Source organism: Streptomyces enissocaesilis, from assembly GCF_039533765.1.
In the GTDB taxonomy this organism is placed as follows: Bacteria; Actinomycetota; Actinomycetes; order Streptomycetales; family Streptomycetaceae; genus Streptomyces; species Streptomyces enissocaesilis.
Window position 1 is genome coordinate 1 of sequence record NZ_BAAAUD010000107.1, and the last position, 22417, is coordinate 22417.

General features: G+C 69.3%; 34 protein-coding genes. 1 reads left to right on the plus strand and 33 read right to left on the minus strand.

Annotation, left to right across the window (positions count from 1 at the left end):
• The 31 genes from ABD374_RS32750 to ABD374_RS32900 all read right to left on the minus strand — a co-directional run.
• Positions 1-915 (minus strand): major capsid protein (locus tag ABD374_RS32750; protein WP_344500470.1); only part of this gene is annotated, 915 nt, incomplete at its 3' end.
• Positions 916-959: 44 nt separating this feature from the next.
• Positions 960-1682: a glutathione S-transferase family protein gene (locus ABD374_RS32755; RefSeq protein WP_344500472.1), complete on the minus strand. Its 723-nt coding sequence runs from the start codon at positions 1680-1682 to the stop codon at positions 960-962.
• Positions 1683-1754: 72 nt separating this feature from the next.
• A complete protein-coding gene (locus ABD374_RS32760) occupies positions 1755-2729 on the minus strand; it encodes a VG15 protein (protein ID WP_344500474.1) in 975 nt (324 codons plus the stop codon).
• A complete protein-coding gene (locus tag ABD374_RS32765; protein ID WP_344500476.1) occupies positions 2726-4201 on the minus strand; it encodes a phage portal protein in 1476 nt (491 codons plus the stop codon). Before ABD374_RS32765 ends, ABD374_RS32760 begins: the two co-directional genes overlap by 4 nt.
• Before the next feature lie 12 nt (positions 4202-4213).
• On the minus strand, positions 4214-5950 hold the full coding sequence (locus ABD374_RS32770) for a terminase large subunit (protein ID WP_344500478.1): 1737 nt from the start codon (positions 5948-5950) through the stop codon (positions 4214-4216).
• The gene (locus ABD374_RS32775) at positions 5922-6512 is read right to left on the minus strand and encodes a phage terminase small subunit P27 family (RefSeq protein WP_344500480.1); all 591 of its coding nucleotides are present in this window, start codon (positions 6510-6512) and stop codon (positions 5922-5924) included. Before ABD374_RS32775 ends, ABD374_RS32770 begins: the two co-directional genes overlap by 29 nt.
• An 85-nt stretch (positions 6513-6597) precedes the next feature.
• Positions 6598-6816: a hypothetical protein gene (locus tag ABD374_RS32780; protein WP_344500482.1), complete on the minus strand. Its 219-nt coding sequence runs from the start codon at positions 6814-6816 to the stop codon at positions 6598-6600.
• 856 nt (positions 6817-7672) lie between these two features.
• Positions 7673-7852 (minus strand): hypothetical protein, encoded by a 180-nt coding sequence (locus ABD374_RS32785; protein ID WP_344500484.1) that lies wholly within the window; start codon positions 7850-7852, stop codon positions 7673-7675.
• Between the two features lie 14 nt (positions 7853-7866).
• Positions 7867-8124: a hypothetical protein gene (locus ABD374_RS32790; RefSeq protein WP_344500486.1), complete on the minus strand. Its 258-nt coding sequence runs from the start codon at positions 8122-8124 to the stop codon at positions 7867-7869.
• 214 nt (positions 8125-8338) lie between these two features.
• Positions 8339-8983: a hypothetical protein gene (locus ABD374_RS32795; protein ID WP_344500488.1), complete on the minus strand. Its 645-nt coding sequence runs from the start codon at positions 8981-8983 to the stop codon at positions 8339-8341.
• A gap of 7 nt (positions 8984-8990) precedes the next feature.
• Positions 8991-9290 carry a hypothetical protein gene (locus tag ABD374_RS32800; RefSeq protein ID WP_344500490.1) on the minus strand — a complete coding sequence of 100 codons (300 nt, stop codon included), beginning with the start codon at positions 9288-9290 and terminating at the stop codon, positions 8991-8993.
• Positions 9291-9299: 9 nt separating this feature from the next.
• Positions 9300-9464: a hypothetical protein gene (locus ABD374_RS32805; protein WP_344500492.1), complete on the minus strand. Its 165-nt coding sequence runs from the start codon at positions 9462-9464 to the stop codon at positions 9300-9302.
• The gene (locus ABD374_RS32810) at positions 9461-10801 is read right to left on the minus strand and encodes a hypothetical protein (RefSeq protein ID WP_425577411.1); all 1341 of its coding nucleotides are present in this window, start codon (positions 10799-10801) and stop codon (positions 9461-9463) included. The genes ABD374_RS32805 and ABD374_RS32810 overlap by 4 nt, the downstream gene beginning before the upstream one ends.
• Positions 10798-11178: a DUF6907 domain-containing protein gene (locus ABD374_RS32815; protein ID WP_344500494.1), complete on the minus strand. Its 381-nt coding sequence runs from the start codon at positions 11176-11178 to the stop codon at positions 10798-10800. Before ABD374_RS32815 ends, ABD374_RS32810 begins: the two co-directional genes overlap by 4 nt.
• Entirely contained in the window at positions 11175-11513 is a 339-nt protein-coding gene (locus ABD374_RS32820; RefSeq protein WP_344500496.1) for a hypothetical protein, read from the minus strand. The genes ABD374_RS32815 and ABD374_RS32820 overlap by 4 nt, the downstream gene beginning before the upstream one ends.
• Positions 11510-11851 carry a hypothetical protein gene (locus tag ABD374_RS32825; RefSeq protein WP_344500498.1) on the minus strand — a complete coding sequence of 114 codons (342 nt, stop codon included), beginning with the start codon at positions 11849-11851 and terminating at the stop codon, positions 11510-11512. Before ABD374_RS32825 ends, ABD374_RS32820 begins: the two co-directional genes overlap by 4 nt.
• Positions 11848-12006, minus strand: coding sequence for a hypothetical protein (locus tag ABD374_RS32830; protein ID WP_344500500.1), 159 nt, complete (start codon positions 12004-12006; stop codon positions 11848-11850). The genes ABD374_RS32825 and ABD374_RS32830 overlap by 4 nt, the downstream gene beginning before the upstream one ends.
• A gap of 383 nt (positions 12007-12389) precedes the next feature.
• Positions 12390-12557, minus strand: a complete 168-nt coding sequence (locus tag ABD374_RS32835; protein WP_344500504.1) for a hypothetical protein — start codon at positions 12555-12557, stop codon at positions 12390-12392.
• The gene (locus ABD374_RS32840; protein ID WP_344500506.1) at positions 12539-13171 is read right to left on the minus strand and encodes a hypothetical protein; all 633 of its coding nucleotides are present in this window, start codon (positions 13169-13171) and stop codon (positions 12539-12541) included. The genes ABD374_RS32835 and ABD374_RS32840 overlap by 19 nt, the downstream gene beginning before the upstream one ends.
• A gap of 59 nt (positions 13172-13230) precedes the next feature.
• Positions 13231-13428, minus strand: coding sequence for a hypothetical protein (locus ABD374_RS32845; RefSeq protein ID WP_344500508.1), 198 nt, complete (start codon positions 13426-13428; stop codon positions 13231-13233).
• A gap of 14 nt (positions 13429-13442) precedes the next feature.
• Positions 13443-13919 carry an HNH endonuclease gene (locus tag ABD374_RS32850; RefSeq protein WP_344500510.1) on the minus strand — a complete coding sequence of 159 codons (477 nt, stop codon included), beginning with the start codon at positions 13917-13919 and terminating at the stop codon, positions 13443-13445.
• Positions 13919-14398: a single-stranded DNA-binding protein gene (locus ABD374_RS32855; RefSeq protein ID WP_344500512.1), complete on the minus strand. Its 480-nt coding sequence runs from the start codon at positions 14396-14398 to the stop codon at positions 13919-13921. Before ABD374_RS32855 ends, ABD374_RS32850 begins: the two co-directional genes overlap by 1 nt.
• A gap of 116 nt (positions 14399-14514) precedes the next feature.
• On the minus strand, positions 14515-14760 hold the full coding sequence (locus ABD374_RS32860; RefSeq protein WP_344500514.1) for a hypothetical protein: 246 nt from the start codon (positions 14758-14760) through the stop codon (positions 14515-14517).
• 3 nt (positions 14761-14763) lie between these two features.
• Entirely contained in the window at positions 14764-15090 is a 327-nt protein-coding gene (locus ABD374_RS32865) for a hypothetical protein (RefSeq protein ID WP_344500516.1), read from the minus strand.
• Positions 15087-15701, minus strand: coding sequence for an SEC-C metal-binding domain-containing protein (locus ABD374_RS32870; RefSeq protein WP_344500518.1), 615 nt, complete (start codon positions 15699-15701; stop codon positions 15087-15089). The genes ABD374_RS32865 and ABD374_RS32870 overlap by 4 nt, the downstream gene beginning before the upstream one ends.
• A 163-nt stretch (positions 15702-15864) precedes the next feature.
• Positions 15865-17028 carry an AAA family ATPase gene (locus ABD374_RS32875; protein ID WP_425577412.1) on the minus strand — a complete coding sequence of 388 codons (1164 nt, stop codon included), beginning with the start codon at positions 17026-17028 and terminating at the stop codon, positions 15865-15867.
• Positions 17025-17948, minus strand: coding sequence for a bifunctional DNA primase/polymerase (locus ABD374_RS32880; RefSeq protein WP_344500522.1), 924 nt, complete (start codon positions 17946-17948; stop codon positions 17025-17027). The genes ABD374_RS32875 and ABD374_RS32880 overlap by 4 nt, the downstream gene beginning before the upstream one ends.
• Before the next feature lie 76 nt (positions 17949-18024).
• Positions 18025-18285 (minus strand): hypothetical protein, encoded by a 261-nt coding sequence (locus ABD374_RS32885; protein ID WP_344500524.1) that lies wholly within the window; start codon positions 18283-18285, stop codon positions 18025-18027.
• Positions 18282-18452, minus strand: a complete 171-nt coding sequence (locus ABD374_RS32890; RefSeq protein ID WP_344500526.1) for a hypothetical protein — start codon at positions 18450-18452, stop codon at positions 18282-18284. Before ABD374_RS32890 ends, ABD374_RS32885 begins: the two co-directional genes overlap by 4 nt.
• Positions 18449-19147: a DUF6907 domain-containing protein gene (locus tag ABD374_RS32895; RefSeq protein ID WP_344500528.1), complete on the minus strand. Its 699-nt coding sequence runs from the start codon at positions 19145-19147 to the stop codon at positions 18449-18451. The genes ABD374_RS32890 and ABD374_RS32895 overlap by 4 nt, the downstream gene beginning before the upstream one ends.
• A 24-nt stretch (positions 19148-19171) precedes the next feature.
• Positions 19172-19489 (minus strand): helix-turn-helix domain-containing protein, encoded by a 318-nt coding sequence (locus ABD374_RS32900; RefSeq protein WP_344500530.1) that lies wholly within the window; start codon positions 19487-19489, stop codon positions 19172-19174.
• 178 nt (positions 19490-19667) lie between these two features.
• Between ABD374_RS32900 and ABD374_RS32905 the strand changes: the two genes are divergently transcribed.
• On the plus strand, positions 19668-20582 hold the full coding sequence (locus ABD374_RS32905; protein ID WP_344500532.1) for a helix-turn-helix domain-containing protein: 915 nt from the start codon (positions 19668-19670) through the stop codon (positions 20580-20582).
• On the opposite strand, the gene ABD374_RS32910 is transcribed toward ABD374_RS32905, so the two are convergent.
• Both ABD374_RS32910 and ABD374_RS32915 read right to left on the minus strand, forming a co-directional pair.
• Positions 20530-22041 carry a recombinase family protein gene (locus ABD374_RS32910; protein ID WP_344500534.1) on the minus strand — a complete coding sequence of 504 codons (1512 nt, stop codon included), beginning with the start codon at positions 22039-22041 and terminating at the stop codon, positions 20530-20532. The genes ABD374_RS32905 and ABD374_RS32910 overlap by 53 nt on opposite strands.
• Positions 22038-22417 (minus strand): hypothetical protein (locus ABD374_RS32915; protein ID WP_344500536.1); only part of this gene is annotated, 380 nt, incomplete at its 5' end. The genes ABD374_RS32915 and ABD374_RS32910, both read right to left, overlap by 4 nt.

The following is a 22417-nucleotide window of genomic DNA, read 5'->3' on the forward strand; positions in this document are numbered from 1 at the left end:
GGCCTTGCCGCCGAAAACAGCAAGGCCGGTGTAGAACTCGATGCGCGTGCGGTATGCGGGCTTCTCCTGCAGCTCGCCCAGGTCGTAGCTCTGGACGCCGCCGTTGGTCAGACCGGTGACGGCCTTGTCGCCCTCGTCCTGGCCGAACTTGACGGCGTAGATGGACGAGGAGGTGCCGGCTGCGGTGCCCTGGGTTTCGGTGCGCGGGATGATGTCGGCGCCGGCCGCCGTCTGGCCCGGGTCCAGCAGCGGGATCCCGTTGTACGTGAGGATCATCTTCTGGGTCAGGGCCTCGCGGATCATCTCCACGCCGCCCAGGCGCCGCGCGCTGGACTTGATCTTGGCCATGATGCCGGCGTTCGCGTACACGGCGCCGTTGGATCCGTTGAGGCCGGGCACTGCCGCGATCAGGGCGTCCAGGGCGTCAAAGAAGTCGTGGCCGCCCGCGACCGGGCCCATGCCGTTGGTCGCGGTGTCGATGACCTGCGCGCCGACCAGTCGCTTCTTGAGGCCGTCGAAGCCCTTGGGGGTGACCGCCACGTCGCCGTTGAAGAACTGGTCCTGGAAGTAGTAGCTGGCCGCCTTGACCTTCATACGGGTCTGCGTCGCACGCTGGTCATTGAGGTTGCCCCGCGTCCTGACGATGAACTTGTCCACGTCGGCGTCGCCACCGAGGATCACCAGCGACTCGCTCTTCTGGTTCACCGTGCCGGTCGACTCGGTGTACGCCTCGTTCACCGAACGGAAGGAGACGCCCGGAAGCGCGCCCTCCTCGTTGTACGAGTAGGCGTTGCCCTCGATGGTGAGGAACGGGATGCGGTCCAGGATGCTGGACTCCTGCACGAACGTCTCGATGACGCCCCTCTGCAGGCTGCTTTGAGACAGCTTGGCTGCCTCGACAAGAGTGACGGCCACGGCGGGCCCTCCTTCAGGTTCAGGCCCGCCGCGCGGGCCGCGGGCTACTTGGTCTTGGATTCGGTGGCGTAGGCGTGCCGCAGACGGCCCATGCCGGGCTCGATGTCGGCCGGCGCGGTCTCGTGACCGCCGCCGCCCACGTCGCCCCACGGCTTCTTGCCGGCCAGATACGGCTTGTCCTTCAGCAGGTCGTCGATCGCCTTCTTGACCGCCTTGGCGTCGACCTCGCCGTCCGCGCCAACCTTGAGCTTGGTCAGGTCGATGAAGCGCGGGGCGTCGCTGGGGTCGGCGAGCTTTCCGGCGGCTGCCGCCTTCACCTCGGCTTTGATCAGCCGGGCGTTGGAGTCGGCGGTGATCTCCTCGCGGATCTCCTTCTTGATCGCCTCAACATCCGGCGGCGTGGCGTCGCCCTTGTCCCCGGGCTTGTCCGTCGGCTTCGGCTTCGGCGTCAGCTTGGCTTCGAGTTCAGCGACGCGCTTCTCGGCTGCGGCGCGAGCATCGCGCTCCGCCTGCAGGGCCTTCTTGCCGCCCTCGCCGAGCTTGCCGTCACCGTCTCCCGAGCCGCCGTCTCCGCCACCTCCGGAACCGCTGTCGCCCTGGCCGCCGCCGGACCCGCCGCCATCGCCGCCCTGGCCGCCATCGCCGCCCTGGCCGCCGTCCCCGCCGCCGCTGGCGTACAGGACCGGGGACCACGGGCTGATCCGGTACGGCTGCGCCCATCCGCCACCAGCGGCGGCCAGGGTGCGCTTACGTGTGGTGCGGAGCATCGCGCTCCTCCTTCATTCGGTGATTGCGCGGCATCGCGCCGCGCGCAGCCCCGGGCATCGCGCCCGGGGAAGTCAGAGGATGTAGCCGTTCTTCTTCAGCAGCCGCAGCTGGTGCTCGCGGCTCTCGGCCAGGCGCAGGATCTCCTCGGGCATCAGCCGCGGAGTCTTCGCCCGCTGGTACCGCAGGCCGGGCACCTTCTCGGCGCCGCCCTCACGGATGAGCTGCTGACCGGCCAGGCCCCGGCGGGTCACGCCCTCGGTCGTGGCCTGCACCGTGCGGCCGTGGACGGTCATCGTTTCCATGCCGCGCCGGGCGTTGACGACCTGGTTCAGATCGGCGCCGGCCTCGAGCGCGTCGACGGCGGCCTTGCCCAGGCGCTTCTGCTGCTCCTCGCGGGACATCTGCCCGAGCAGCTGCTTGGGGCTGGGCACGTCGCCCCAGCGTTCGATGTCGATGGGGTCCATGCCGCAGTCGCACTTGGGGTGCCGCTTGAAGCCGGTCGAGTAGCTGTACTGGCGGCCCGCCAGGATGATGCAGCGGCCGCACGCGGGCAGTTTCACCACACGCACGTACGCGACGACCTTGCGGTGCGTCGTCATGGCGATGGACGTGGCGGCCCGGGAGGTGTCGCTGATCTGCGTCGACACCATGCGGGCCATCTGGTTCATGCCCAGCAGCATCGCCGCCTCCGCGCCCAGGCCGCCCGCGAACGCGGTGTAGGTGGTGATCGCCGGAGCGAAGAGCAGCGTCGTCAGCGGCCGGCCGTCCGAGGCGACACCCGCCAGCGCGCCCGGCACGGCCTCGGCGAGCAGCGGCGCGGCGGCGTTGCGGGCAGCCATCGCGCTCGCCACGAACGCCTGCGCACCCTGCGCCGCAGTGAGCTGGCCGGCCACCACGGCGTCCAGGATCGCCTTGCCCTGGTCGCCCTGCAGCGAGGCCAGGATGTTCGCCGGATCCAGGCCCGCCCAGATCGCCTGGATCCGGACCACCACGGCTTGGGAGAGCGTCTGTACCTGGGTGTACCGGGCGTCTGCGGCGTCGCTCACGCTGCCGCCTCCTCGTCGGGCTCGGCCTCCTCGTCGTCGCCCTGGTCCTTGGGACCGAATCCGGCGAACGCGGTGGCGGCGGCCGATGCGGCGGCCGCGGCCTGGGCGTCGCGCAGGCGCACCCACTCGTCGACCTGCTCCGGCTCGATGCCCGGGATCATCCGCCACAGGGCCTCGTCCGGCACGCCGATCGCCTTGTACTTGGTCAGGGCGTCCGCGTACTGGGCCTCGCTGCGGTACTGGGCGTCCCGCCACAGCACCTTGCCCATGGCCAGGGATGCCGCGCGCTTCTGCTGCCCGGAGGCGAGCGCCTCGAGGCGCATGATCTCGCGGACGTCCGAGCCGAAGTGCAGCTGCTTGTCCATGGCCTTGGCGACCAGACCGGACTCGGCGGCCTCCAGCGCGTCGGCGGCGATGTTCGCCATCTCGCCCAGCAGATACTGCGGCGGGGTCCTGGTCTGCGCGGCGATGTGCCGCACGGCGACGTCGATCACCTTCAGGTACGCCGTCAGGTCGGCGGCCGTGAACTGGCCGATGCTGGCGCCCTGCCGGGACAGCCACAGCAGACGGTCCTTGCTGTACTGGCCGAGCGGCACGTCCTCTTCACCGATGATGTCGCCGGTCGCGCTGTCGATCAGGTCCTTGACCGGCTTGTCCATCCCCATCACGACGCGCTGCGGCAGGGCAGCGAAGTCGGCGGCGGTGAACAGGTGCGCCCACAAGGTGTTCACCGCGTCCTGCAGCGGGGCAACCGAGGCGATCTCTGACTGGGGGGCGCCGTGCAGGCGGGCCCGGTTGGCGATCTCTATCAGGGGGACTTCGCCGATCGGGTTGACCAGGTCGGTCTTCTCCGAGGTCGGGATGCCGATCGTGCGCGGCGTCCAGGAGCCGCCGCCCATGGTGCGCTGGCGGCGGTAGGCCATTGCCGGGCGGCCGTTGAACGCGCGGGTGAACAGCGTTGCGAACTCGTGGGAGCCGTCCGACCACACCCGCAGGCCCGCGCGCCGGGCGTTGCGAGAGCCCGGGACGTAGTCGACGATGGCCTGCCCGGACGGGATGAACGTGATGTCCGACGCGTCGCCGCTGGGGTTCCACACGAGCGCGTGCGAGCGTGCGACCACCAACGCGTCCAAGATGGCCAGGCCCACCTCGACGTCGGCGTGGTTGCGCCGCCAGGCCCGCATGGCTTCCTTGTCCGGCGTCCCGTCCTCGCCGTGGAACGCGACGATCGCCAGCCGTTCGCGCACGGTGTCCGGGACCGTCTTGCACCAGTTGTCGGAGAACCCTTCGAACAGGCCGCCGCTCTGGTCGGTGAACTCCGGTGACGCGTACTTCAGCGGCCGGTCCCCGTCGTACAGGGAGTTCCATTCCTTGGTCTTGGCCTCCCTGCCGTCCAGCTTCGCCCGCAGCTTGCCGAGCATGACGTCAGGGGTGTCGTCGTCCGTGATCCGCCCCGCGGTGTCCGGGAACATGGGCACCCCCTCTCATGCGCTGAGCGCTTCGTCACGGCGAACGCTGCGCCGCAGGTAGCCGTCCATGGCCATCACCAGGGCGGCGATGCCGTCGATGCGCGCCGTGGACTCGCCCCTCTTGGGCTTGACCGGGCGGATGTTGTCGTTGCCGTCGCGGATCACCTCGACGCAGGAGGCGTTCCAGCGCAGCACCTTGTGGCCGTCGTGGCGCAGCAGTGTTTCCCGCAGCAGGCGTTCCGTTTCCTTCGCGGCCGGGCTGAGCCCCTGGTACGTCTGGTTCACCGGCACGACCTCGCCGATGCGCGGGTTGGCCTCCACGCGCTGCAGCGTTCCGCCGGCGAACATCCGGTCGTAGCTGACGCGCTGGATCCTGTACGTGCGGGAGTCAGCGAGGATCTGGTCCTCGATCGCCGTGTAGTCGATCGCGTCGCCCTCGGTCAGGGTCAGCAGGCCCTCGTCGACCCACTCGCGAAGCGGCATCTGCAGTTCGTGGGACAGCTCGTCGACGCGCTCCTCGGGCACCCAGAACCGGGGCACGATTTCCAGCTCGACGCCTGGTTGCCGGGACTTCACGACGAGCACCCAGGCTGACAGGTCGGAGACGGCCGACAGGTCGAGGCCGCCCCAGGCCGGCTGGAACTTCAGCGAGCGCGGGTCGGACATCTGGCCCTGGTTGGCTTCCCACATCGGCATCGGCAGCCAGCGGACCTTCTGCCGCATGCGCCGGTTCAGCGACAGGCGGCAGAAGGTCGGGAAGTAGGAGGGCGTGGTCTTGGCGCGGTTCGCTTCCTTGCGCAGGTAGGCGTAGGACGGCGAGACGCCCAGGCCCGGGTTGGCCTTCTTCCACGTGCGCTCGTCGAAGGGGTCGTCGTCGTCCTCGGCTCCCCAGATGACGCCGAAGTGGGACGGGTCCTCGACGACGCTGTCCGCCACCCGGCGGGTGTAGGTGTGCTTCTCGTCGTAGATCGTGTTCTCGTCGCCCTCGTCGGCCGTGGTTATGAACACGATCAGCGGCTGGTCCCTGGCCCCAGTGCCCGTCTCCAAGGCATCTACAAGATCCCGCTTCTTATGAACGTGGACCTCGTCGATCACGCCGCCGGACACGTTCAGGCCGTGCGCGGTCTCCGCCACCTTGGACAGAGCGCGGAACACGCCGCCCGTTCGCGGCACCAGCAGGGCCGAGGCCCTCGAGTCCACGCGCCCGCGCACGGCCTTGGACGTGGTCGCCATGCGCTTCGCGTCGTCGAACACGCGCTGCGCCTGGGCCAGGGAACCGGCCGCCGAGTACACCTCGGCGCCGATCTCCCGGTCGGCCAGCAGCAGCGTCAAGCCGATACCCGAGGACAAGGTGGACTTGCCGGCCTTGCGGGGCACCTCCACCCACGCGGTACGGATCACCCGGACCGGGCGGCCCGCCTCCTCGTCCACGTACAGCCAGCCGAAGACGGGCAGGATCACCCACACCAGCTGCCACGGGGCCAGCAGCAACGGCGTACCGCCCCATCGCCCCTTAGTGTGGCGGAACGACTCGATGGCCTTCTTCGCCCGGCCAGCCGCCGCGACGTCGAACCAGGCGCCTTCCTTCAGGTGCGCCTGGCAGGCAACGACCAGCGGCCGCGCCTCGAGCGCCTCGCCGATCTCCTCGTCGGACATGCCCAGCTCGAGCAGCGCGGCGCGCGGAACGGGCAGGCCCTCCGCCAGGTCCTCAAAGGAGAGCTGTTCAGTCGAAGACGGAGTCGTCGTCGTCATCGTCCCCGCCCCCCGGCGGCGCGATACGGCCGCGAGCAGACGGCGACAGGCCGAGCTCGCCGATGTACGCCTTCAGCTGCGTTCGGTACTGCGACGCGATCGTCGTCAAGGGATTCCGGCAGGGCCCACGCTGGCCCATCGTCACCAGGCCCTCCACGGAAAGCCGGTACTCGCACCACTCCAGGCGTGCCACGCACACGCAGTAATCCACAGCCGTGGACCGGTCGACGGCGGACAGCCCCGCCATCGCCTGCAGCACGGGCACCACGCGCGCCCACTCCCGGGCAGCGGCCACCCGGCCGGCGTCACCCGACTCGGACGCCACCTTCTGCCGCTGCCAGGCGTCGACCTCGCGGCGGTACTCCTTCAGCTGCTCGTCGTCAGCCCCGCGCGGGGCCCGCGGCTTGCCGGGCACCTTCACCACGGGAAAGACCGTTGCCCAGTCCGGCTCGGTGAGCTCGGACGGCGGCAGCTTCACTCCCTCGCGGACCGGCCGGTGCCCGGCGTTGCCTTCGCGGACGACCTGCAGGGCGGGCTTGGGCTTGCGCCCGGGAACAGCCATGCGATCACCCCTTGATCAAAAAGCCCTGATTCGCGCGCACAGCCGCCGCCCTCCCCGGCGGGCGGCCAGAGGGCGCCAGGGGGAGTCACCCCCCAGGGGCGGGGGCGGTGTCGAGCACGTAGCGGCCTGGTTCGGTCTGTGCATCGCCCTCGGGAGTCGTTTCCCACGTGATGGCGAGCGTTCCAGGCATGATCTCGATGCGGTCCGGAGGCGACGCGGAGCCCTGGCTGATCGCTGCCATGCGCAGATTGCTCATGGCCTGCATGACTTGGGCGGTCAAGGCGACTTGGCTGTCACTGATCATCGTGCGTTCCATCCTCCTGGTTGATGCTTGGCCGTCTCGCTGCTGTGGCATGGGATGCACAGCGGTCGAAGGTGTCGGTCAGCGTCAGGGTCGGGGTCGCCTTGGGCTACAAGGTCCTTGCGTGAGACGGGGAAGTGGTCTGTTGCTTTGGATGGCCGACCGCACAGCACGCACCACGGATGTCGGTAGATGTAGTCACGTGATCGTCGTTGCCATCGCGTGTCGTATCCCCGTTCGCTGCTGCTGCCTCGCTGCTGCTCTGCCTGGCGTGCGTGGGCCTCGCACCTGCCGGTGACGACGAGGTGGGGGCATCCGGGGATGGGGCAGGGCTTCCGGGGGCGGGAGGGCATGGGGCTTCTCTCGGCAGGGGGGTGAGGCACATCGCCCTGACCTGGGGGGACTTCAAGCGGGGGGAACGTCTGGCGATTCCGCCCGTACCGTGCAGGCATGGGAAAGATCTATAGCTCTGCGGAGCTCAAGCAGTTGAAGCCGCCGCCTTGTCCGAAGTGCGGTACGCCGTGCACGGCCAGGCCGCACGAAGTGACTGGAGAGTGGGATGCAGACAGGTCATTCGCTGTGACCTGGTCGTGCCCCGTGAGGGGGTGCACGATGCAGCCGGAGTGATGGTGAAGGCCCCGACCGGAGGGGGGTGGTCGGGGCCTTTCCTGGCCGGGCATAAGAGGAGCCCCAGCCACTCCACGACGAGTGGTAGACGCTGGGGCTAAGGCTTGGCCGGTGCCACGTAGTCGTGACTGGGCTGGCCGGACCTCTTGGGCTTCGGCTCTAGGGCTGAAGCAGTTCAGGTGTCCGGGCACGCCGGACCTGCCCCGAGTGTTACACCCTGTGGATCAGCTGGTCAAGCGGCCTTGGTCAGCGGCTTGTTCTGCAGTTCGTTCAGGTCGACCAGGGCTCGACCGGCTTGGTCGTAGCCGTGGTGGGTGAGCTTGCTGCGGCGGAGCCACTGGCGGATGGTGCCTGGCTTGATGCCGGTGGCGGCCTGGGCGGCGTAGGCGTCGACGAGGAGCGGCTGGGGCATGGCTCAAGTGTCGCTCAGTCCCGAATGCGGTGGGCTGCGCGGTGGGCCTCAATGCGGCTCTGGATTTCGCCGAGCATCTCCCGGCCGCTCTCCTCGAAGCGTGCGCTCATCTCGTCGGCCTCCTCCTCGGTGTACCGGCCGGTCGCGGCTTCCTCTTCGAGCAGCTCGCGCGACTGGTCGAGGGCCTTGTTCTGCCGCCGGTACTCGTCCTTAAGCCTCTCCAGCTCGACCTTCTCGGGGGGCTCCTCGACGATTCCCAAGTCCTCTGACACTGACGCTCCTTCGGATTGGCCACGCGGGGCCCCGAGGTGACCCCTGGTGACCATATTGAGTGATCACCAGGGGTGGGGGAAGGGCGACTGCCTCAGTGGCCGTGCGGGGCGTACCACCAGCCGCAAACGGTGCAGTAGACGAGGTCGGTGGCGGTGACGATCAGGGCATGGATGTGGTGTCGCACGGGGTCTCCTGAGTGATCTACGGGCTGGTCTACGGGCGGTCTACAGCCCCTTCTGGAGCGTTCTGACCTGCGTCTACATCGGAATCGGGGTGTCCTTCCTCTGCGGGGGAGAGGAGGGCGTCGATGTCGGCGGCCTTGATGCCGCTGCGGCCGGTCGTCTCGCCGATGCGGACGCTCCTGTGGATGGTCACGCGGCAGCGGACAAGGAGGGCGCGCAAGCGGGCGTCGTCGAGGTGGGCGGCGGCGGGCCGGGACTGCAGCTGGGCGTACAGCTCTCCTAGGTGAATGCCTGGCTGGTCTCCGATCAGGTCACGGATGGCCACGAGGAAAGCGCGTTCGAGTTCTTCGATGGTGGGCGGGACGGGGCGGCCGGTGCGCCAGGCGGTGATGGCGTAGGCGCCGGCCGCGATGGCGAGGAGTCGGGGCTGCTCGTTCGCGGTGCGCCAGACCATGAGGGCGCCGAAGGCGAGGCCGGTGGAGCGTCCGGCGATGGTCTTGCCGCGGGCGGGCATGCCTTCGGCGAGGGTCCAGCCGCGGAGACGGCCGTAGAGCTTGAGGTGGCCGGCGGTGATGCGGCGGGGGTGGATGCGTTGGGCGGCCCACCGGGGCCTCCCGCGCCCGAAGGCGGGGACGGGAGGCAGTTCGAGGGTGTCGGCCTCGGGGTCGGTGGCCATGGGGCTGTCAGGCGTTGCCGACGAAGGTGGCGAGCATGGTTCCGACGGATCCGAAGAGGGTGCCGATCATCGTGCCGAGCTGGGTGCCGGACAGGGACAGGCCGAGGCCGAGGCAGACGAAGCCGGGCAGCAGGTGCAGCTTCTTGGTGTCCTTGCCGTGCTTGTGCATCTGCCAGGCCCAGATGCCCAGGACGATGATGAGCAGGACGGAGATCGGGACGGATCCGCCCGTGCCCGCCGGAGCGGCGGGGGCGGCGATGGTGTGCGCGGCCGCGGTGTCGATGGCGGCGAGGAGGCTGGTCTTCATGGTCTGTCCTTAGTAAGAGAGGTAGACGATCAAGCCGATGGCGACGAGCGCGGCCAGCGCGGCGCGGCTGATGAGGCGGCGGGCGGCGGAGCCCTGTGGCAGGACCCGCAGTAGGAGAGCGGCTGCGATGAGACTGGGCAGTCCCCAGTAGCCGAGTGCGTGGTACGTGATCACGGCTGCGCTTCCTCGTCGAGGAGTGCGCGCATTCGCTGGGCCCGCTTCTGGCCGATGCGCAGTCCGTCTTGGAGTGCGCGCAGGGATGCAGGGCGGTCGTAGCGGGTGCGGTGGGCTTGGTCGACGCGGCGGGCGTCGGGCAGGAGGGCGCGGTCTGCATCCGCATCCGGGGTGTCCGCACTCGCATCCGTATCCGGTGCATCCGGGTCACCCTCGGGCGCATCCGGGGTGGTCTCGTCGTCGATGCGGGCGTGGACCTTGAACAGGGTCTGACCTGCGGCGGATGCACTGGTGAGTGCACGCGGATGCGTGGCTGCACTGGCGCGGAGTGCGACGCCGACCTGAGTCTCGGAGACGATCACGCCATGGTCGAATAGGACCGCGCGCAGTTCGTCGGGGGCAAGGTCTGGATGCGCACTTGCCACGGCCAGGACTGCATCCAGTGGCTGCATCTCGCGCAGCTGCTCGTAGGCGACGACCGTGGCCGGCCGGGGCGGCGCGATGGGCTCGCGGAACTCCCACGGCGAGGGCAGGTCGAGTGTGGAGAGCGCACCCGAGTGCAGTCGCGCGGAGAGCAGTTGCAGGAGTGCGCGCCGCTGCTGGGGGTGTGCACCGACCTGGGCGCGGCCGACAGCGACGGACAGCTGGCGGCGCATCCGGCGCGTCCGCCACCCGTCGCCGCGGTCCGCCAGGCAGGCGGCCAGGTCAACAGCACGGGCCGTCCACCGGTCGCGAGTGATCTGCTCCGCGGTACGGTCCCGGACGGCCAGGCCGAGGCGGGACAGCAGGCGTTCACGGAGTTCGCGGCCCACCATGGCGGCCAGCCCGTTCGAGGTGGCTTCGGGCTTGGCGTGCCGCAGGTCGACGTCCAGGGCCAGGTGCCAGAGGAGGGCGGCGAGCACGGGGCCGAGGATGGCTCGCACGGTGCCGCCCCAGAATCCTGACTCGCTGTACGCGGGGATGATCTGCACGCAGGTGATGCCCCAGACCAGCAGGCCGGGAGCACCGGGCGCCCCTTTGTCGCCGAGGAGGTTCGCCCGGGCCATGAGGACGCAGGCAAACAGGGCCAGCTCGGCGGCGGCGAACATCGCGGCCCGCTCGGTCGTGTCGGTCATGCCGAGACGGTTACCGGCGTACCGCCAGCTCGTGTCGCCGCTGTACGCGGTGCACGCGGCGGCGGCGAAACCGGCGACCAGGGCTGCGGCCGGGGGTGTCTGTGCGGCTCGGATGGCCCGGACCGCGGCCCACACCGCCGCGCCCACGAGGAGCGCAGCGGCGCAGGCGATGGCCGTGGCGGGCCACGGGTGGTCAACCACCCACCGGGGGGTGTGGATCACTTGCCCTCCTGAGCGAGGAGGGTGGTCAGCCGCCGGGCTTCGGCTCGGAGGATCGAGGCGTTCTCGACGAGGGCGTCGGCCATGGCGTCGAGACCGTGGGGGCCGGTGGGGTGGTACTCGCCATCGATCTCGACGTCGATGAACACGCCGCGGCCGGTGGCCCCTTCGGTGAAGGGCCGCTGCTCGAGGACGGTAGCCATCAGGCGGGTGGGGCCGCTGCTGGTAGGCACGGTGAGTTCGTTCTCGGGCCCGGTGTGGGTGATGTCGACGCGGGCGCCGCCCTCCTGGTGGTAGGCGCCGGTGCACCAGTGGGGGCAGGGGATGTTGACCGGGCCGTGGTCGCTGGTCTGCACCGTGACGGTGCGCGGCGCGGTCATCGGCCACTCTCTGGGTAGAGCATGGCGGTCAGGGCCTGCTCGAACGCGTCGAGGCGCTTGATGGAGCCGGCCGCAGCGTGGATCTCCATGCGGGCGGCGCGGGCGAGGTTGAGGAACTCCTGGTCGCGGGCGGCGGTCAGGCGTTCCGAGCGGGGCGGCGGGCTGTCGAGGACGCGCAGGAGGAGCTGGACGCTGGTCTGCAGGGCCGCGATGTCCTGCAGCAGGACGTCCATGTCGGCAGTGCCGAAGTCGACGGCCTTCGACTCGGCCAGGGATTGCCTGGCCAGGTCGACACTGTTCTGGTCGGCGGGGCCCAGCCCGCGGCCGCCGGTCACCGGTCGCCGCCGGCTGCGGCTTTGCGGAGCAGCAGGGCGTACTCGCCGCGGGAGAGGTCACGGTCGACGCGGGGGGCGCGCTGCAGTACGGCCTGTTCGGCGGCGTAGGCGCGTCCGGTGCCGTACCCGTACCGGTGGGCGGCGTATTCGAGGGCGAGGGAGAGGCGGGTGGCCTCGCGCATGGGGTCGGTGGGCCGCTCGTTGGTGAGGCGGGCGGCCAGGTGCAGGAGCAGGTTGGTGATGTCCTGCTCGGTGATGGCGTCACCGTTGCTGCGGTCGAGCTGGTCGCGGATGGCGTCGGCGGTGGCCCCGTAGAGGGGCTGGTTGATGGCGCTCATCGGGTCACCGACCGGGTGATGCTGCCGGTGACGCCGGCCGGAGTGGCGCGCACCGTGGTGGTGCGGCCATCGCGGCGGGTGATGGTGCCCACGGCGATCAGGCGCCGGTCGGGCTGGTCGCTGCGCGTGGCAGCGGGCATGGCAAACTCAGCCATAGCCGTTCCTCCTGGTCTCTTCAGGTGGTTCGGTTAGGCCCTTGGTCGGTGTTCCCGCACCGGCCTTGGGCCGTCTTCTGTTGTGGGGTGTAGCTACGCCTGCTTGTTCCGGTAGGCGTTGATGGCCCGGCTGATGCCGGCCCGAGTGACTCTGAGCTCTCTTGCTACCGCTGCCTGGCTTCCGAGTTCGGCTTCGCCGTCGATCAGGGCTTGCGCCCGTTCGTCGGTGGCTTCTCGGAATGCCTGCTGTGCGGCTTCTTGCTTCCGGACGGCTGCGTCATGGCGCTCTCTCCACGTAGTCACGTCCCTCCTAGTACCGGAAGCGGCCCGTGCCCCACAACTGTAAACAGGGGTGTTGACGGCTGTCAATAGGGGTGGCGACATCATGTTGCGGTCCTGGCGACCCGGGCCTGCGCCTCCCGCACGGTGCGGCAGACCGCAACGTAGTGCCGTATGCAGATCAGCACCTCGCCGTTCGGGTCGATGGCCTCGGCCGTACAGCGGTTACCGTGCCGGTTCGTCATCCGGCACGTCACGATGCGATCGGGCATGACTCCTCCGCTTCCTCGGCAGGGGTATCGCCAGTAGCGATCCCCTTCGCGTCCTCGTCAATGAGGGTCTTCAGGTCGGCCCAGGTGGCGGGCGGGAAGGCGCATTGGCACCAGGGGCAGGTCACGGTGGCGGCGCCGGGGTAGTAACGCAGGACGGCGCCGCAGATCACCCCGCTGGTGTCGATCGCCGGGCACTTCCCCAGGCGCCTGCCGACCTCGCCCGGAGCGCGCGGGTCGGTGATCGAACGGACCGAGTCCGCCAGCTGCTTGATGTCCGTGGCGAACGGCCCGGCGTCCGGCCAGCTGACCGCGATCCACGGCATGTGGCCGAGCAGTTCGGCCACACCCGCCCGCAGCCGGCCCTCGACGCCGAGCCCGGCGGCGGGCCGCGGCGCCATGCGGCGGTCGGTGCGGATGACCGACGTCCACCCCTCGACGACGCCGACGATGCCGCCAGGCCCGCGCAGGTCCAGAATCTCCTCCACCACCGGCAGGCCCGGGGGGCCGCCCTTCGCCGCTCGCCCCTCCCTGGCGCCCCCGGCGGGAGTGAGGTAGGGCAGCAGCCCGTCGTACAGGCCCGGCAAGGACTCCAGGTGCGCCCGCGTGCAGCTCACGCATCCGACACAGAGGTACCCGCCATCCTCGACCGGCGCCTGGCACAGCCCGCACTGGTTCACGCCCGCCCCCGCATGGCGAGGGCGTCGCGCCATTCCTCGGTGGCCCTGCGCTTCGCCTGACGGGCGAGGACGGCTTCCGCGGCGCGCAGGTCCCGGCGGGCGTCGACGTACTGGCCGAGGAAGTGGCCGATCAGCATGAGGGAGACGCCCAGGTTGGTGCCCAGCGTCAGCATGAGGAGTTCGTTGTCGGTCATGGTCAGCTCCTTCGTTACGCCGCAGGCCGGCTGAGGGCATCGGCGTCGGCTATGGACCGGGCGGCCTCCACAACGGCGGCTGCCTGCTCGGCGGTGTCGAAGGTGCCGAGGTGGGTGGTGATCCGATTCCGCTTGAGGGCGCCCTGGTACCGGCCGGACCTCGCCCGGTACACGCCGCGCGGCAACTCGCGTCCGGCGATTGCCCGGTTGAGGTTGGACTGGCTGGGGGTGACCAGCCGCAGGTTCTCTCGGCGGCAGTCGAGCCGGTTGCGGTTGATGTGGTCGACGATCAGGCGGTAGCCGGTGCCGCCGGGGACATCCATCAGCCAGCGGTGCAGCAGGACGACCGTCTGGCCGTTCCACATCTGTGCGTAACCGTGACTGCCGATGCTGAGGCGCCGGGGGCCGAGACGTTCGTGATCCTCAACGCTGAGCAGCACGGTGGCGAAGCCTTCGGGGTGGGACGCGGGCGCTTCGATGTAGGCGCGCATCAAAACGGGGCCTCTGTCGCGGCGGAGGCAGGGGGTACCGGTCCGGTATTGCCTGCGGGCTGGGCGCCGCCCCAGCCGCCGTCGTTGCTGGGCGCCGCAGCCTGGCGGCCACCGGCCGGGTTCTTGGTGACCTTGGCGGAGGCGCGGGCGAGGCTGACGCCGACTTCCTCGACGTCGATCTCGTACACGGTGCGCTTGACCTGCTCGCGGTCCTCGTAGGTCCGCTGCTTCAGCCGGCCCTGGACGATGACGCGCATGCCGCGGGTGAGGGTCTCGGCGGCGTTCTCGGCGGCCTGGCGCCACACCGAGCAGGTGAGGAACAGGCCGTCGCCGTCCTTCCACTCGTTGATGGTCTTGTCGAAGACCCTGGGGGTGGAGGCGACGCGGAACTTGGCGACGGCGGCGCCGGCCGGGGTGAAGCGGATCTCGGGGTCGTCGACCAAGTTGCCGACGATGGTGATCACGGTCTCGCCTGACATGGCGGACTCCTTCGGGTGACGACCGCCCTAACTGGGCTTAGGGCGGTCTGAGCTGGGTGGTTAACCTTCGGGGAGGCCGGGCCCGATATCAGCGGGCCCGGCCGGTTGCGTGCGGGTCAGGCGGGGTCCTCGTACAGCGCGCCGGTGAGGATGTCTTCTGCCATGGACGTGATGACGTCTCGGCGGGTGAGGGCTCCCTCCGCGGTGGGGGCGGGGTAGTCAGCGGGAAGGTCGCGTTCGACGGCGTCGACGACATCGGCGGTCTTGAAGGTGATGCCGGTGTGCGCTGCAAGACCGGCGACCTGTTCCACTGCCGTGTGGGTGCGGGCGATCAGGTCCATGGCGAGTGCCTGATGGTTCATAGCTCAGTGCTCCTTCGGGGGCGTAATGAGGGTTTCGGGGGTCTCCACACTGTGGAGAGGGGTGGTGGGGTCGGCCTGGCCGACGCCGTCGGGGGTTCCATCCGCCGAGTGGATGGATCCCTCATCAGCGGTGAGGGATCCGGACCCGTCATCAGTAGTGACGGGTGTTCCGTCGGACCTGCCGACGGAAAGGTTGCGGAGCTTGGCGGCGTGCCGGAGGGCGAGGCCGCGCTGGCGGGCGGCGGCGAGGGCGGTACGACGGCGCTTGGCTGCTTCGATGCGGGCGCGAGCAGCGGCTATCCGCTCGGCCACCACGTCGTCGACGTTCATGCGACGCGGCCGTGGCAGCGCTTGAAGCGGCGGCCCGAGCCGCAGGGGCAGGGGTCTTTGCGAGCCATCGCCTCGCTGACCAGTTGCTGTGCGGCCGACGTCATCTCTGTCGAGCACGGCTTGCAAAGGTGCCCGCTGATGCTGAGCGGACCGAGCGTGGTCATGTAGGGAAAGACGACCTCCGTCGGCCTGCCGCACCCGTCACAGTGGTTGTCCCAGCGGAACCCTTGGCGCTGGGCGTTCTGGTCGACCTTGGCGATGCACGCCGGCTGCATGCAGACCAGGGTGGGTGGGTCGCACGAGAGCAGGAGGGGCCGGATCTGCTGGGTGTGTTCGCACAGGCTGGTGACTCCGGCCCCGAGCGCGGCGATCATCATGCGCAGCCGGGGGCGGATCATCGCCTTACGGCGCGGCAGGTCTTCGGGCAGGACCCCGAGGAGCGCGTTGTCGCCGCGGGCAGCTGCGGTGGCGGCCATGGCGAAGGTCATGCCTCCCATGTCCCGTGTCGCCGCGTCGACCTGGTCGAGTGTGCTGACGGGCAGGGTCTGCTCGGCGAGGTGGTCGATGATCCGGTCGAGTTCGCCGACGGCGAGGAAGTTGCGGTCGGGCATTGGGTCGTCTCCTGTTTCGGTTGTGGTGACCTCGTCCTCGTCCCGGGCTGATGAACCAACCCCTCTTGTGTGACCTCGTCCTCGTCCCACCTAAAGAAGTGGGACGAGGGACGAGGTCTCACTCACTTCGTCCGGACGAGGTGGGGACGAGGTGGGGACGAGGTCATGCGGCTCGTTCTTCGGACTCGGGTTTCGTGGCGGTAGGGATGGAGTGGAGGGTGGCGTTCCGGGGGCCGGGACAAGCCGAGATCTGCCCGCTGTCCACCAGCTCGGCCACGGCGCGGCGGACATCGGCGGCCTTGCCGGTCACGCGGTCTTCGATGCCCTTGCCGGTGAGTGGCGTCCGCGCCTTGCCGACGGCGTCGAGCACCCTGCGCTTCAGGGCGTTCAGCCGCTTCTGCTCCTCGTCGTCCTGGCGCTCCTGCTCGTCGCGCTGGACCGGGGCGTACAGGTGGGCCTCGGCGAATTCGGCCGACTCGGACTTGACGACCAGGTCGGCGTACCAGTGCATGCCGCTCTGGTGCGGCAGCCCGTTCTTGCGGATCTGCGCGGGTCGGTCCTTTGCCACGCGGATGGTGGACTTCCCGGTGAGGCCGATGCCGAAGGGGCGCCGGTTCTCGAGGATGTACATGACGCCGTTGAGGCCGTTCAGCTTGTGGACGCCGCCGATGCTGTACCGGCCGCGGTTCTCGGCGGACTTGACGACGTGGTCGAGGGTGACGACTGCGGCTCCGGCGTTCATGAGGGGTCGGAGTAGGAGCCGGCCGAACTTGGCGATGTCGGTGTTGTCCTTGAGCTCCAGTCCGAAGAGGCTCATGCCCTCAGTGACGCCGTCGACGATGGCGAGCGTCGGGCTGGTCTCCAGGACCGCGGCCAGGTCGATGAGGTCGATGTCGCTGGGACTGTTCTCGGGCCGGACGTAATGGAAGAGCTCCAGGATGGTGCCGGGATGGGCGCCCAGGCAGAGAAGCCGGCCGACGACGCCGCCCGCATCGTCTTCGAAGTCGAGGTAGAGGACGTGGTTCCCGTCGTTGATCTCCTGCAGGCAGGCGATCAGGGCGAACCAGGTCTTGCCCGCTTCGGACTCGCTGGCGACGCTGTTCATCCGGCCTGGGTAGAACAGGCCGACGCCGTCGTCGCGACGGCCGACGGAGGGCTGCGGCGGGGAGTATGAGCCGTCGAGGACGCTGCGCAGGTCTTGGGCTCCCCATGTCCGTGGGGCGGTCTCCTTCGGCGGGTCGTCTTGCGCGGCGCCCCAGTCGTAGGGCGGCTCCTCGTCGCCCGGGCCGAAGTAGGCGTCCATGGACGCCTCGATGTCGGTGCTCAAGCCGCCCACGTCCTGTCGCTCGGGCGGGTTGCGGCACTGTCGAAGGAGTTGCGGGTCTCGGAGTCGGTCAGGCCGATGGCGGATGCGGCGTGCAGGAGCGCTGCCTCGGCTTCGCTCAGGTTGATGAGGTTCTGGGCGGCCAGCTCGTGGGCGCGGCACGCGGCGAAGAAGAAGGTGTGGTTGCGATTGCCCTCGCGGCCGTCCATGACGTGCTGGACCAGGTCCTCGATGGTCCACATCTTGCCGCCGCCGGGTCGGCCGGCGGCCCGGACTGAGGGGAAGGTGTGGCGGTGGGTAGTCGGACGGGGCTGCGGGATCGGGCGCTTCTCCTTGCGGGGCAGGAGGGGCGCGGGCCAGGCCGTGCTCGGCTTGTGGAAGATTCCTCCGGCCCACTGGTAGCGGTTGCCGGATGAGTGGACGGACGGGGCGAGCAGGATGTAGCCGTTGTGCTTGAAGTCGATGCCGGGGAACGGCTCGCCGGGAAGGTCGTATCCCGGTGAGAGGTACAGCATGTGGAGGCCGTTGCCGCCGGTGACCTGGTTGGTGGTGCCGGGCAGCACCCCGACGCGGTGCTCGAGGGCGCAGAGGGAGGCGTGGCCGCCGTTGCGAGGGTCCACGTCGAGGACGGCCCAGCCGTTGAGCTTGCAGGGCGCGCCGATGTTGGCGTCGGGCTCCTCTGTCCACCACCTGTGGACGAGCGTGGTGTCGGTGGTGGCGGCCCAGAAGCCGTGACAGGTGGGGATTCCGCACTGGCACTGCTCGGGCCGGTGAGGGATGTAGATGCTGCTGTGCTTGTCGCAGCGGGGGCAGTTGGCGTAGGGGGCCTTGCTGCGGCGGACCCTGAAGACCTTGATGCCGAGCGCGGCGTAGGCCAGTGCGGCGTCGCGGTGATTCTTCGGGATCTTCGTACCGACGTTCACGAACGGCTCTCTTCTGCGAGCTGGGTCTGGTGTCCGTGTCGGGCGGGCCGCCCCCCCAGTGGCGGCCCGCCGCAGATCACCCGGCTTCTCGCAGGCGTCCGGTCACTTCGTCGGCCATGGCGGTGATGGCGTCCTGCCAGCGGCGGGCGGCGGCGCGGACGCACATGGGGCTGGGCTGCTGCTCCAGGTCGGCGCGGATGCTGCCCAGCGTCACGTGGAACCGGGCCTGCTCCGCGGTGAGCGCGAGGTGCTGGGCGCCCTGCTCGTCGGGCGGTGCGATCACGTCGAGGTCGATCGGCTCTTCTACCGGCCACCGGCCGGGCTGCTGCTCGCTCATGCCGCCTTCTCCTCGCGGTTGCCGGGCTGGTGGAAGGCGACGCGGATCGCGGCGCGCTGGGTGTCTGAGAGCGGCGGCGCCGTGGCTACGAGTGCGTCGATGCGCTCCCAGTAGCCGGCGGGCCGGGCCGGGCGGCCGGCCGTCGCGGTGATCTGTGGGTCGGTCACTGGCTCGCCGCCCAGTCGGCGCGGGCCTGGACGAGCTGGGCGTGGACCTGGTCGAGCTGGTCGAGCTGCCCGCGGAGCTTGGCGATGACGTCGGCCAGCCCGTCGGGGTCGAGGTCCTGGATCCAGTGGTCCTCGATCACTTCGAGGTTGACGCAGGGCAGCTGTCGCTCGGCCACCTCGGAGTAGGGGTGTACGTCGATGACGCTGCGAAGGACGTCGCCGCCGGTGCTCTTGTCGTCCGCGAAGAACACCGGGAGCTCGACCCCGTCGTAGTACCGGTAGCAGGTGACGTCGGCCTTGAACTCGCCGCTTGCCAGGTCGTCCTTGTGGTCGCTTCCGCAGAGGGGGAACCGGCTGTGCGGTTCGAAGATCTCGGCGGGCGTGGCGCGCAGCAGGCCATCGGTCTCCATGGGGTGCTCGATGGCGTAGGCGAGGGCCTTGCGGAGGAACGCCTCCGTGTAGGCATCGCCCTGTCCTCGCGGGACCAGGTACAGCAGGCCACCGTCCTTGCGCTGGACGAGGGCGGCGCTGTCACAGACGTCGATGTCGACGGTGGTGACGCCGATGCCGAGCTCGGCGGCCCGGGCCAGCAGCGGCTGCCCGTCGGTGAGGGCGGTGGTGAGCACCGCAGGGGTGGCCGGAGTGAGCTGGCCGAGGTTCGACTGACGGTTGTCGGTGGCCTCTGAGATACTCATGGCGAGTGCTCGCTTTCTCTGCTGTCAGGCTGCGGAGGTGTGGTGCTCGCTCGATGCCGTTGGGGTTGCGCCCCCAGCGGCATCGCTGTTTGAGGCCCTAGCCGGCGCAGCCTGAGTGCTCGGCGCGTCGCCCGCCAGGACCTGCTCGATGCTGACGATCTCCGTGATCGGGCAGCCCAGGGCGTTACTGATCTTCTTCAGCGTTTCTGGCCGCGGTTCGCGGTGTCCGTTCTCAATACGGCTCAGTGCGGCACCGCTGATTCCCGCTATCGCGGCGAAGCGGTTCACGCCATGCCCGAGCTCGACCCGCCGACGGCGGATCAGGGGTCCGTTCGTCCTCATGGCCCATGACGCTACCCCTTCAGCACCTCGATGCCAAGCGTTGACACCAGAAACTCTGGCATCGGAGTGGACTCGAAGCCAGATTCGTTGGAGTCGTGACGTGGAAACGATGGACAGGAGCTCGGCTCGCTGCCAGAGTCGTAGCCTGTAGTCGTTGCCAATCAATGACAGGAGTGCCATGTCCTTCACCCGGGACCCTGCGGCTTGGAGCCGCTTGGGGGAGAAGATCCGTGAGGCGAGGGAGGTGCTCGGATATAGCCGGAAGAGGCTCAGTGAAGTCGCCGGCGTATCCGAGAAGAGCATTCAAGTCGCGGAAGAAGGCCGCACCCCTCGGGCCAGATGGCCGCAGTCCTTGACGCTCATCGAAGAGGGGCTCGGGTGGCTGCCCGGCAGCATGTTGAAAGTTCTCGACGGGGAGGACCCGCAGAGGGGGCTTACGCAGGTGCCGCTTTTCTCTGTGGGATCAGAGGGGGTGACGCGTGAACCCCCCCGATTGAGTGGCGGGGATATTGATCTGATTCAGTCGGGCTTCGTGGCGCAAGACATGTTCGTTCGGCAAATGAAGCGTCTTCGAAAAAGGCTCGGTCTGTCCCCGCAGGACCTCGTCGAGCGCGCTGTGGACCTTGGGGGAGATGTTGACGAGCAGTCCATCACTTACCTGGAGGATGGCCGACGCTCACCGAAGCCCGAAGAAGCCGACCTCTTGGCGAGGGCGCTCGGCACGACAGTGCAGGAGCTGCTCTATTCGGCCTTCGGGTCCGGTGTAGATCCTGCTTTGAAGGCCCCGCCAACTGAGGAGGAACTGGCAGCCGAGGCTAAGGCCATGGAGCGCAGGATCTACGACGCTGGCACTCAAGTGAATGCCGCCACCTCGGCCGCTGCCGACGCTCGGCTGAGGGCCGCAGCGGCACAACAAGCCGCCGCCGTCGCCGAAGCTGAAATGAGAACGTGCATGGCAAAGCAGCGAGAATTGGAGACGCAGTATTACTATTTGCTCGGCCGCATTGATGCGCTAAGGGCGGCCAAAGGGGAGCAGGAAATCATGGAGATGCGGGTCGAGTATCGGGAAGGGCGCGCTTCCACTCAGTCTTGATCGCGTCGTAGTCGAAGTACCCCCCGTCGGGCATGCGGCCGCGGCGTGCCGGGAGGATCGTCACGTCGAGCAGGGACCGCAGCACTGCGCGGCGCTGATCCAATCCGAGCGCCTTCCACGCCGCGCCCACGTCCGGTGCACCAACCAGGCCAGCCAGCGGGTCCTTCGTCGCCGCCCGCGCCAGCTGCCGAGTGACGCCCTCCAGCTGGGCACGCGCCGTGGTCGACGCCTCGGTGAACTCGGCCATGCCGATCTGCCCGGAGCCGAACAGGTTCGCCGTGGTCCGCAGGCGCTGGTTGATCTCTTCGCTCTCACGCTGCAGAGCGGCCACGTCGACGTCGTCCGGCCCCGGGGCCAGCAGCTCGGCGGCGTCGTCCCGGGAGAGGCGGCTCACGATCAGGTCCTCGACGTACTGGTCCACCTTGTCGGCGCGCCGGCCGCCGCCGTGCTGTGTGGGGCACCGGTAGCTGGGGTGCTTCGCTCCGCCGGACCGGGTGCAGACCTGAGTCTTGGTGCACCCGGGGACGCCGCACTGGTAGATGAGTGAGCCGAACCACTTCGGGGTGCTGCCCGGGCTCGTCCGCCGGGTCGGGTCTTTCAGGACCGCGACGACCCCCCGGAAGCGGGCCTCGTCAATGATCGGCTCCCACTCGCCCTTGCCGACCTCTTCGCCCCGGTAGACAGCGATGCCCGCGTTCCTGGGGCGCAGCAGCATGTCCCGCGCTTCGACCGTCCCGACCGGGTTCCCGCGCGTGGTCGTGAACCCCTTGTCGGCGAGCCACGCCACCCAGCCCCGCACGGATCCGCCCGAGAGGAGCATGTCCGTACCCGTCTCGATCGCCGCCGCCTCTTCGGGCACGAGCTTGGTCATGTCCAGGACGGGCACCTCGATTTCCTCGCCCGTCTTCCGGTCGGTCGCCATCCGCGTCTCGCCGGTCGGCAGGCCCCACCCGAACGGGCGAATGCCGCCGCCCCATTCGCCGGCCTTCGCCTTCTGCTGCCGGGCCCGGGCGACACGCTCGGCCTTGTGCTCGGATTCGTGCCGAGCGACGGCGCCCAGGATGCGCGCGGTCATGCGGCCGGAAGGCGTGGACAGGTCGATCGGACCGGCCTGGCAGGTGTGGGTATTGATGCCTCGGCGCTCGGAGAGGTCGATGTACTCCTCGAGCTCTGTGGGGGAGCGGTGCAGCCGGTCGGTGTGCCAGGCGATCACGATGGTCGCGGTGCCGTCGTCGAGGTCGGCGAGCATGCGCCGGTAGTCCGGCCGCGGCTTACCGCTGTACGCCGACAGGTCGTTGTCGATGTACGTCTCGACGACGTCCCAGCCGTTCCGTTCGGCGAGCGCTTCGCAATCTTCGCGCTGGCGGTCGACGCCGAGGTGGGCGCCGGTACGGTCCTGGCTGATGCGGACGTAGATCACTGCGCGCGCGTGTTGCCCGGAGAGGGTGGGGGCGCTCACCACTTTTCGCCCACGATGGCCACCGCGTAAGCCCAGAGCCAGGAGTTTCCGTCCACGTAGAGACGGTGGTAGGCGAACGCATCGGAGGATGCGTCACCGCGGAGGCGCTCCAGCGGAATCCCCGGCATCTGCACCTCGAACTCTTGGCCATCGTCCAGGACTACGGCGAACGCGAATCGGCCCTCGCCGTGGTCCTTGGCCGGTGTGCGCTCGCAGCGTGTGACCGTGCATGGCTCGTTGGCCAGGTCGTCGACGAAGGCTGCCATGTTGGCTGTGGCCACTTCCTCGGTCGCGAGGGGCAGCGGTTCGGTACCTGGGTTCATGTGCATGCCCCGAGTCTGACGCAATAGAGGCGCTTCTGTCACAGGTTCGGGAA

Excerpts from the sequence above, each read along its gene's own strand:
- ABD374_RS32870 (WP_344500518.1), bottom strand. The coding sequence starts at position 15,701 with ATGCCCGACCGCAACTTCCTCGCCGTCGGCGAACTCGACCGGATCATC.
- ABD374_RS32780 (WP_344500482.1), bottom strand. The coding sequence starts at position 6,816 with ATGATCAGTGACAGCCAAGTCGCCTTGACCGCCCAAGTCATGCAGGCC.
- ABD374_RS32900 (WP_344500530.1), bottom strand. The coding sequence starts at position 19,489 with ATGAGGACGAACGGACCCCTGATCCGCCGTCGGCGGGTCGAGCTCGGG.
- ABD374_RS32865 (WP_344500516.1), bottom strand. The coding sequence starts at position 15,090 with ATGAACGTCGACGACGTGGTGGCCGAGCGGATAGCCGCTGCTCGCGCC.
- ABD374_RS32770 (WP_344500478.1), bottom strand. The coding sequence starts at position 5,950 with ATGACGACGACGACTCCGTCTTCGACTGAACAGCTCTCCTTTGAGGAC.
- ABD374_RS32895 (WP_344500528.1), bottom strand. The coding sequence starts at position 19,147 with ATGAGTATCTCAGAGGCCACCGACAACCGTCAGTCGAACCTCGGCCAG.
- ABD374_RS32775 (WP_344500480.1), bottom strand. The coding sequence starts at position 6,512 with ATGGCTGTTCCCGGGCGCAAGCCCAAGCCCGCCCTGCAGGTCGTCCGC.
- ABD374_RS32855 (WP_344500512.1), bottom strand. The coding sequence starts at position 14,398 with ATGTCAGGCGAGACCGTGATCACCATCGTCGGCAACTTGGTCGACGAC.
- ABD374_RS32845 (WP_344500508.1), bottom strand. The coding sequence starts at position 13,428 with ATGACCGACAACGAACTCCTCATGCTGACGCTGGGCACCAACCTGGGC.
- ABD374_RS32885 (WP_344500524.1), bottom strand. The coding sequence starts at position 18,285 with ATGAGCGAGCAGCAGCCCGGCCGGTGGCCGGTAGAAGAGCCGATCGAC.
- ABD374_RS32835 (WP_344500504.1), bottom strand. The coding sequence starts at position 12,557 with ATGCCCGATCGCATCGTGACGTGCCGGATGACGAACCGGCACGGTAAC.
- ABD374_RS32860 (WP_344500514.1), bottom strand. The coding sequence starts at position 14,760 with ATGAACCATCAGGCACTCGCCATGGACCTGATCGCCCGCACCCACACG.
- ABD374_RS32825 (WP_344500498.1), bottom strand. The coding sequence starts at position 11,851 with ATGAGCGCCATCAACCAGCCCCTCTACGGGGCCACCGCCGACGCCATC.
- ABD374_RS32765 (WP_344500476.1), bottom strand. The coding sequence starts at position 4,201 with ATGTTCCCGGACACCGCGGGGCGGATCACGGACGACGACACCCCTGAC.
- ABD374_RS32815 (WP_344500494.1), bottom strand. The coding sequence starts at position 11,178 with ATGACCGCGCCGCGCACCGTCACGGTGCAGACCAGCGACCACGGCCCG.
- ABD374_RS32905 (WP_344500532.1), top strand. The coding sequence starts at position 19,668 with ATGTCCTTCACCCGGGACCCTGCGGCTTGGAGCCGCTTGGGGGAGAAG.
- ABD374_RS32755 (WP_344500472.1), bottom strand. The coding sequence starts at position 1,682 with ATGCTCCGCACCACACGTAAGCGCACCCTGGCCGCCGCTGGTGGCGGA.
- ABD374_RS32830 (WP_344500500.1), bottom strand. The coding sequence starts at position 12,006 with ATGGCTGAGTTTGCCATGCCCGCTGCCACGCGCAGCGACCAGCCCGAC.
- ABD374_RS32800 (WP_344500490.1), bottom strand. The coding sequence starts at position 9,290 with ATGAAGACCAGCCTCCTCGCCGCCATCGACACCGCGGCCGCGCACACC.
- ABD374_RS32785 (WP_344500484.1), bottom strand. The coding sequence starts at position 7,852 with ATGCCCCAGCCGCTCCTCGTCGACGCCTACGCCGCCCAGGCCGCCACC.
- ABD374_RS32795 (WP_344500488.1), bottom strand. The coding sequence starts at position 8,983 with ATGGCCACCGACCCCGAGGCCGACACCCTCGAACTGCCTCCCGTCCCC.
- ABD374_RS32850 (WP_344500510.1), bottom strand. The coding sequence starts at position 13,919 with ATGCGCGCCTACATCGAAGCGCCCGCGTCCCACCCCGAAGGCTTCGCC.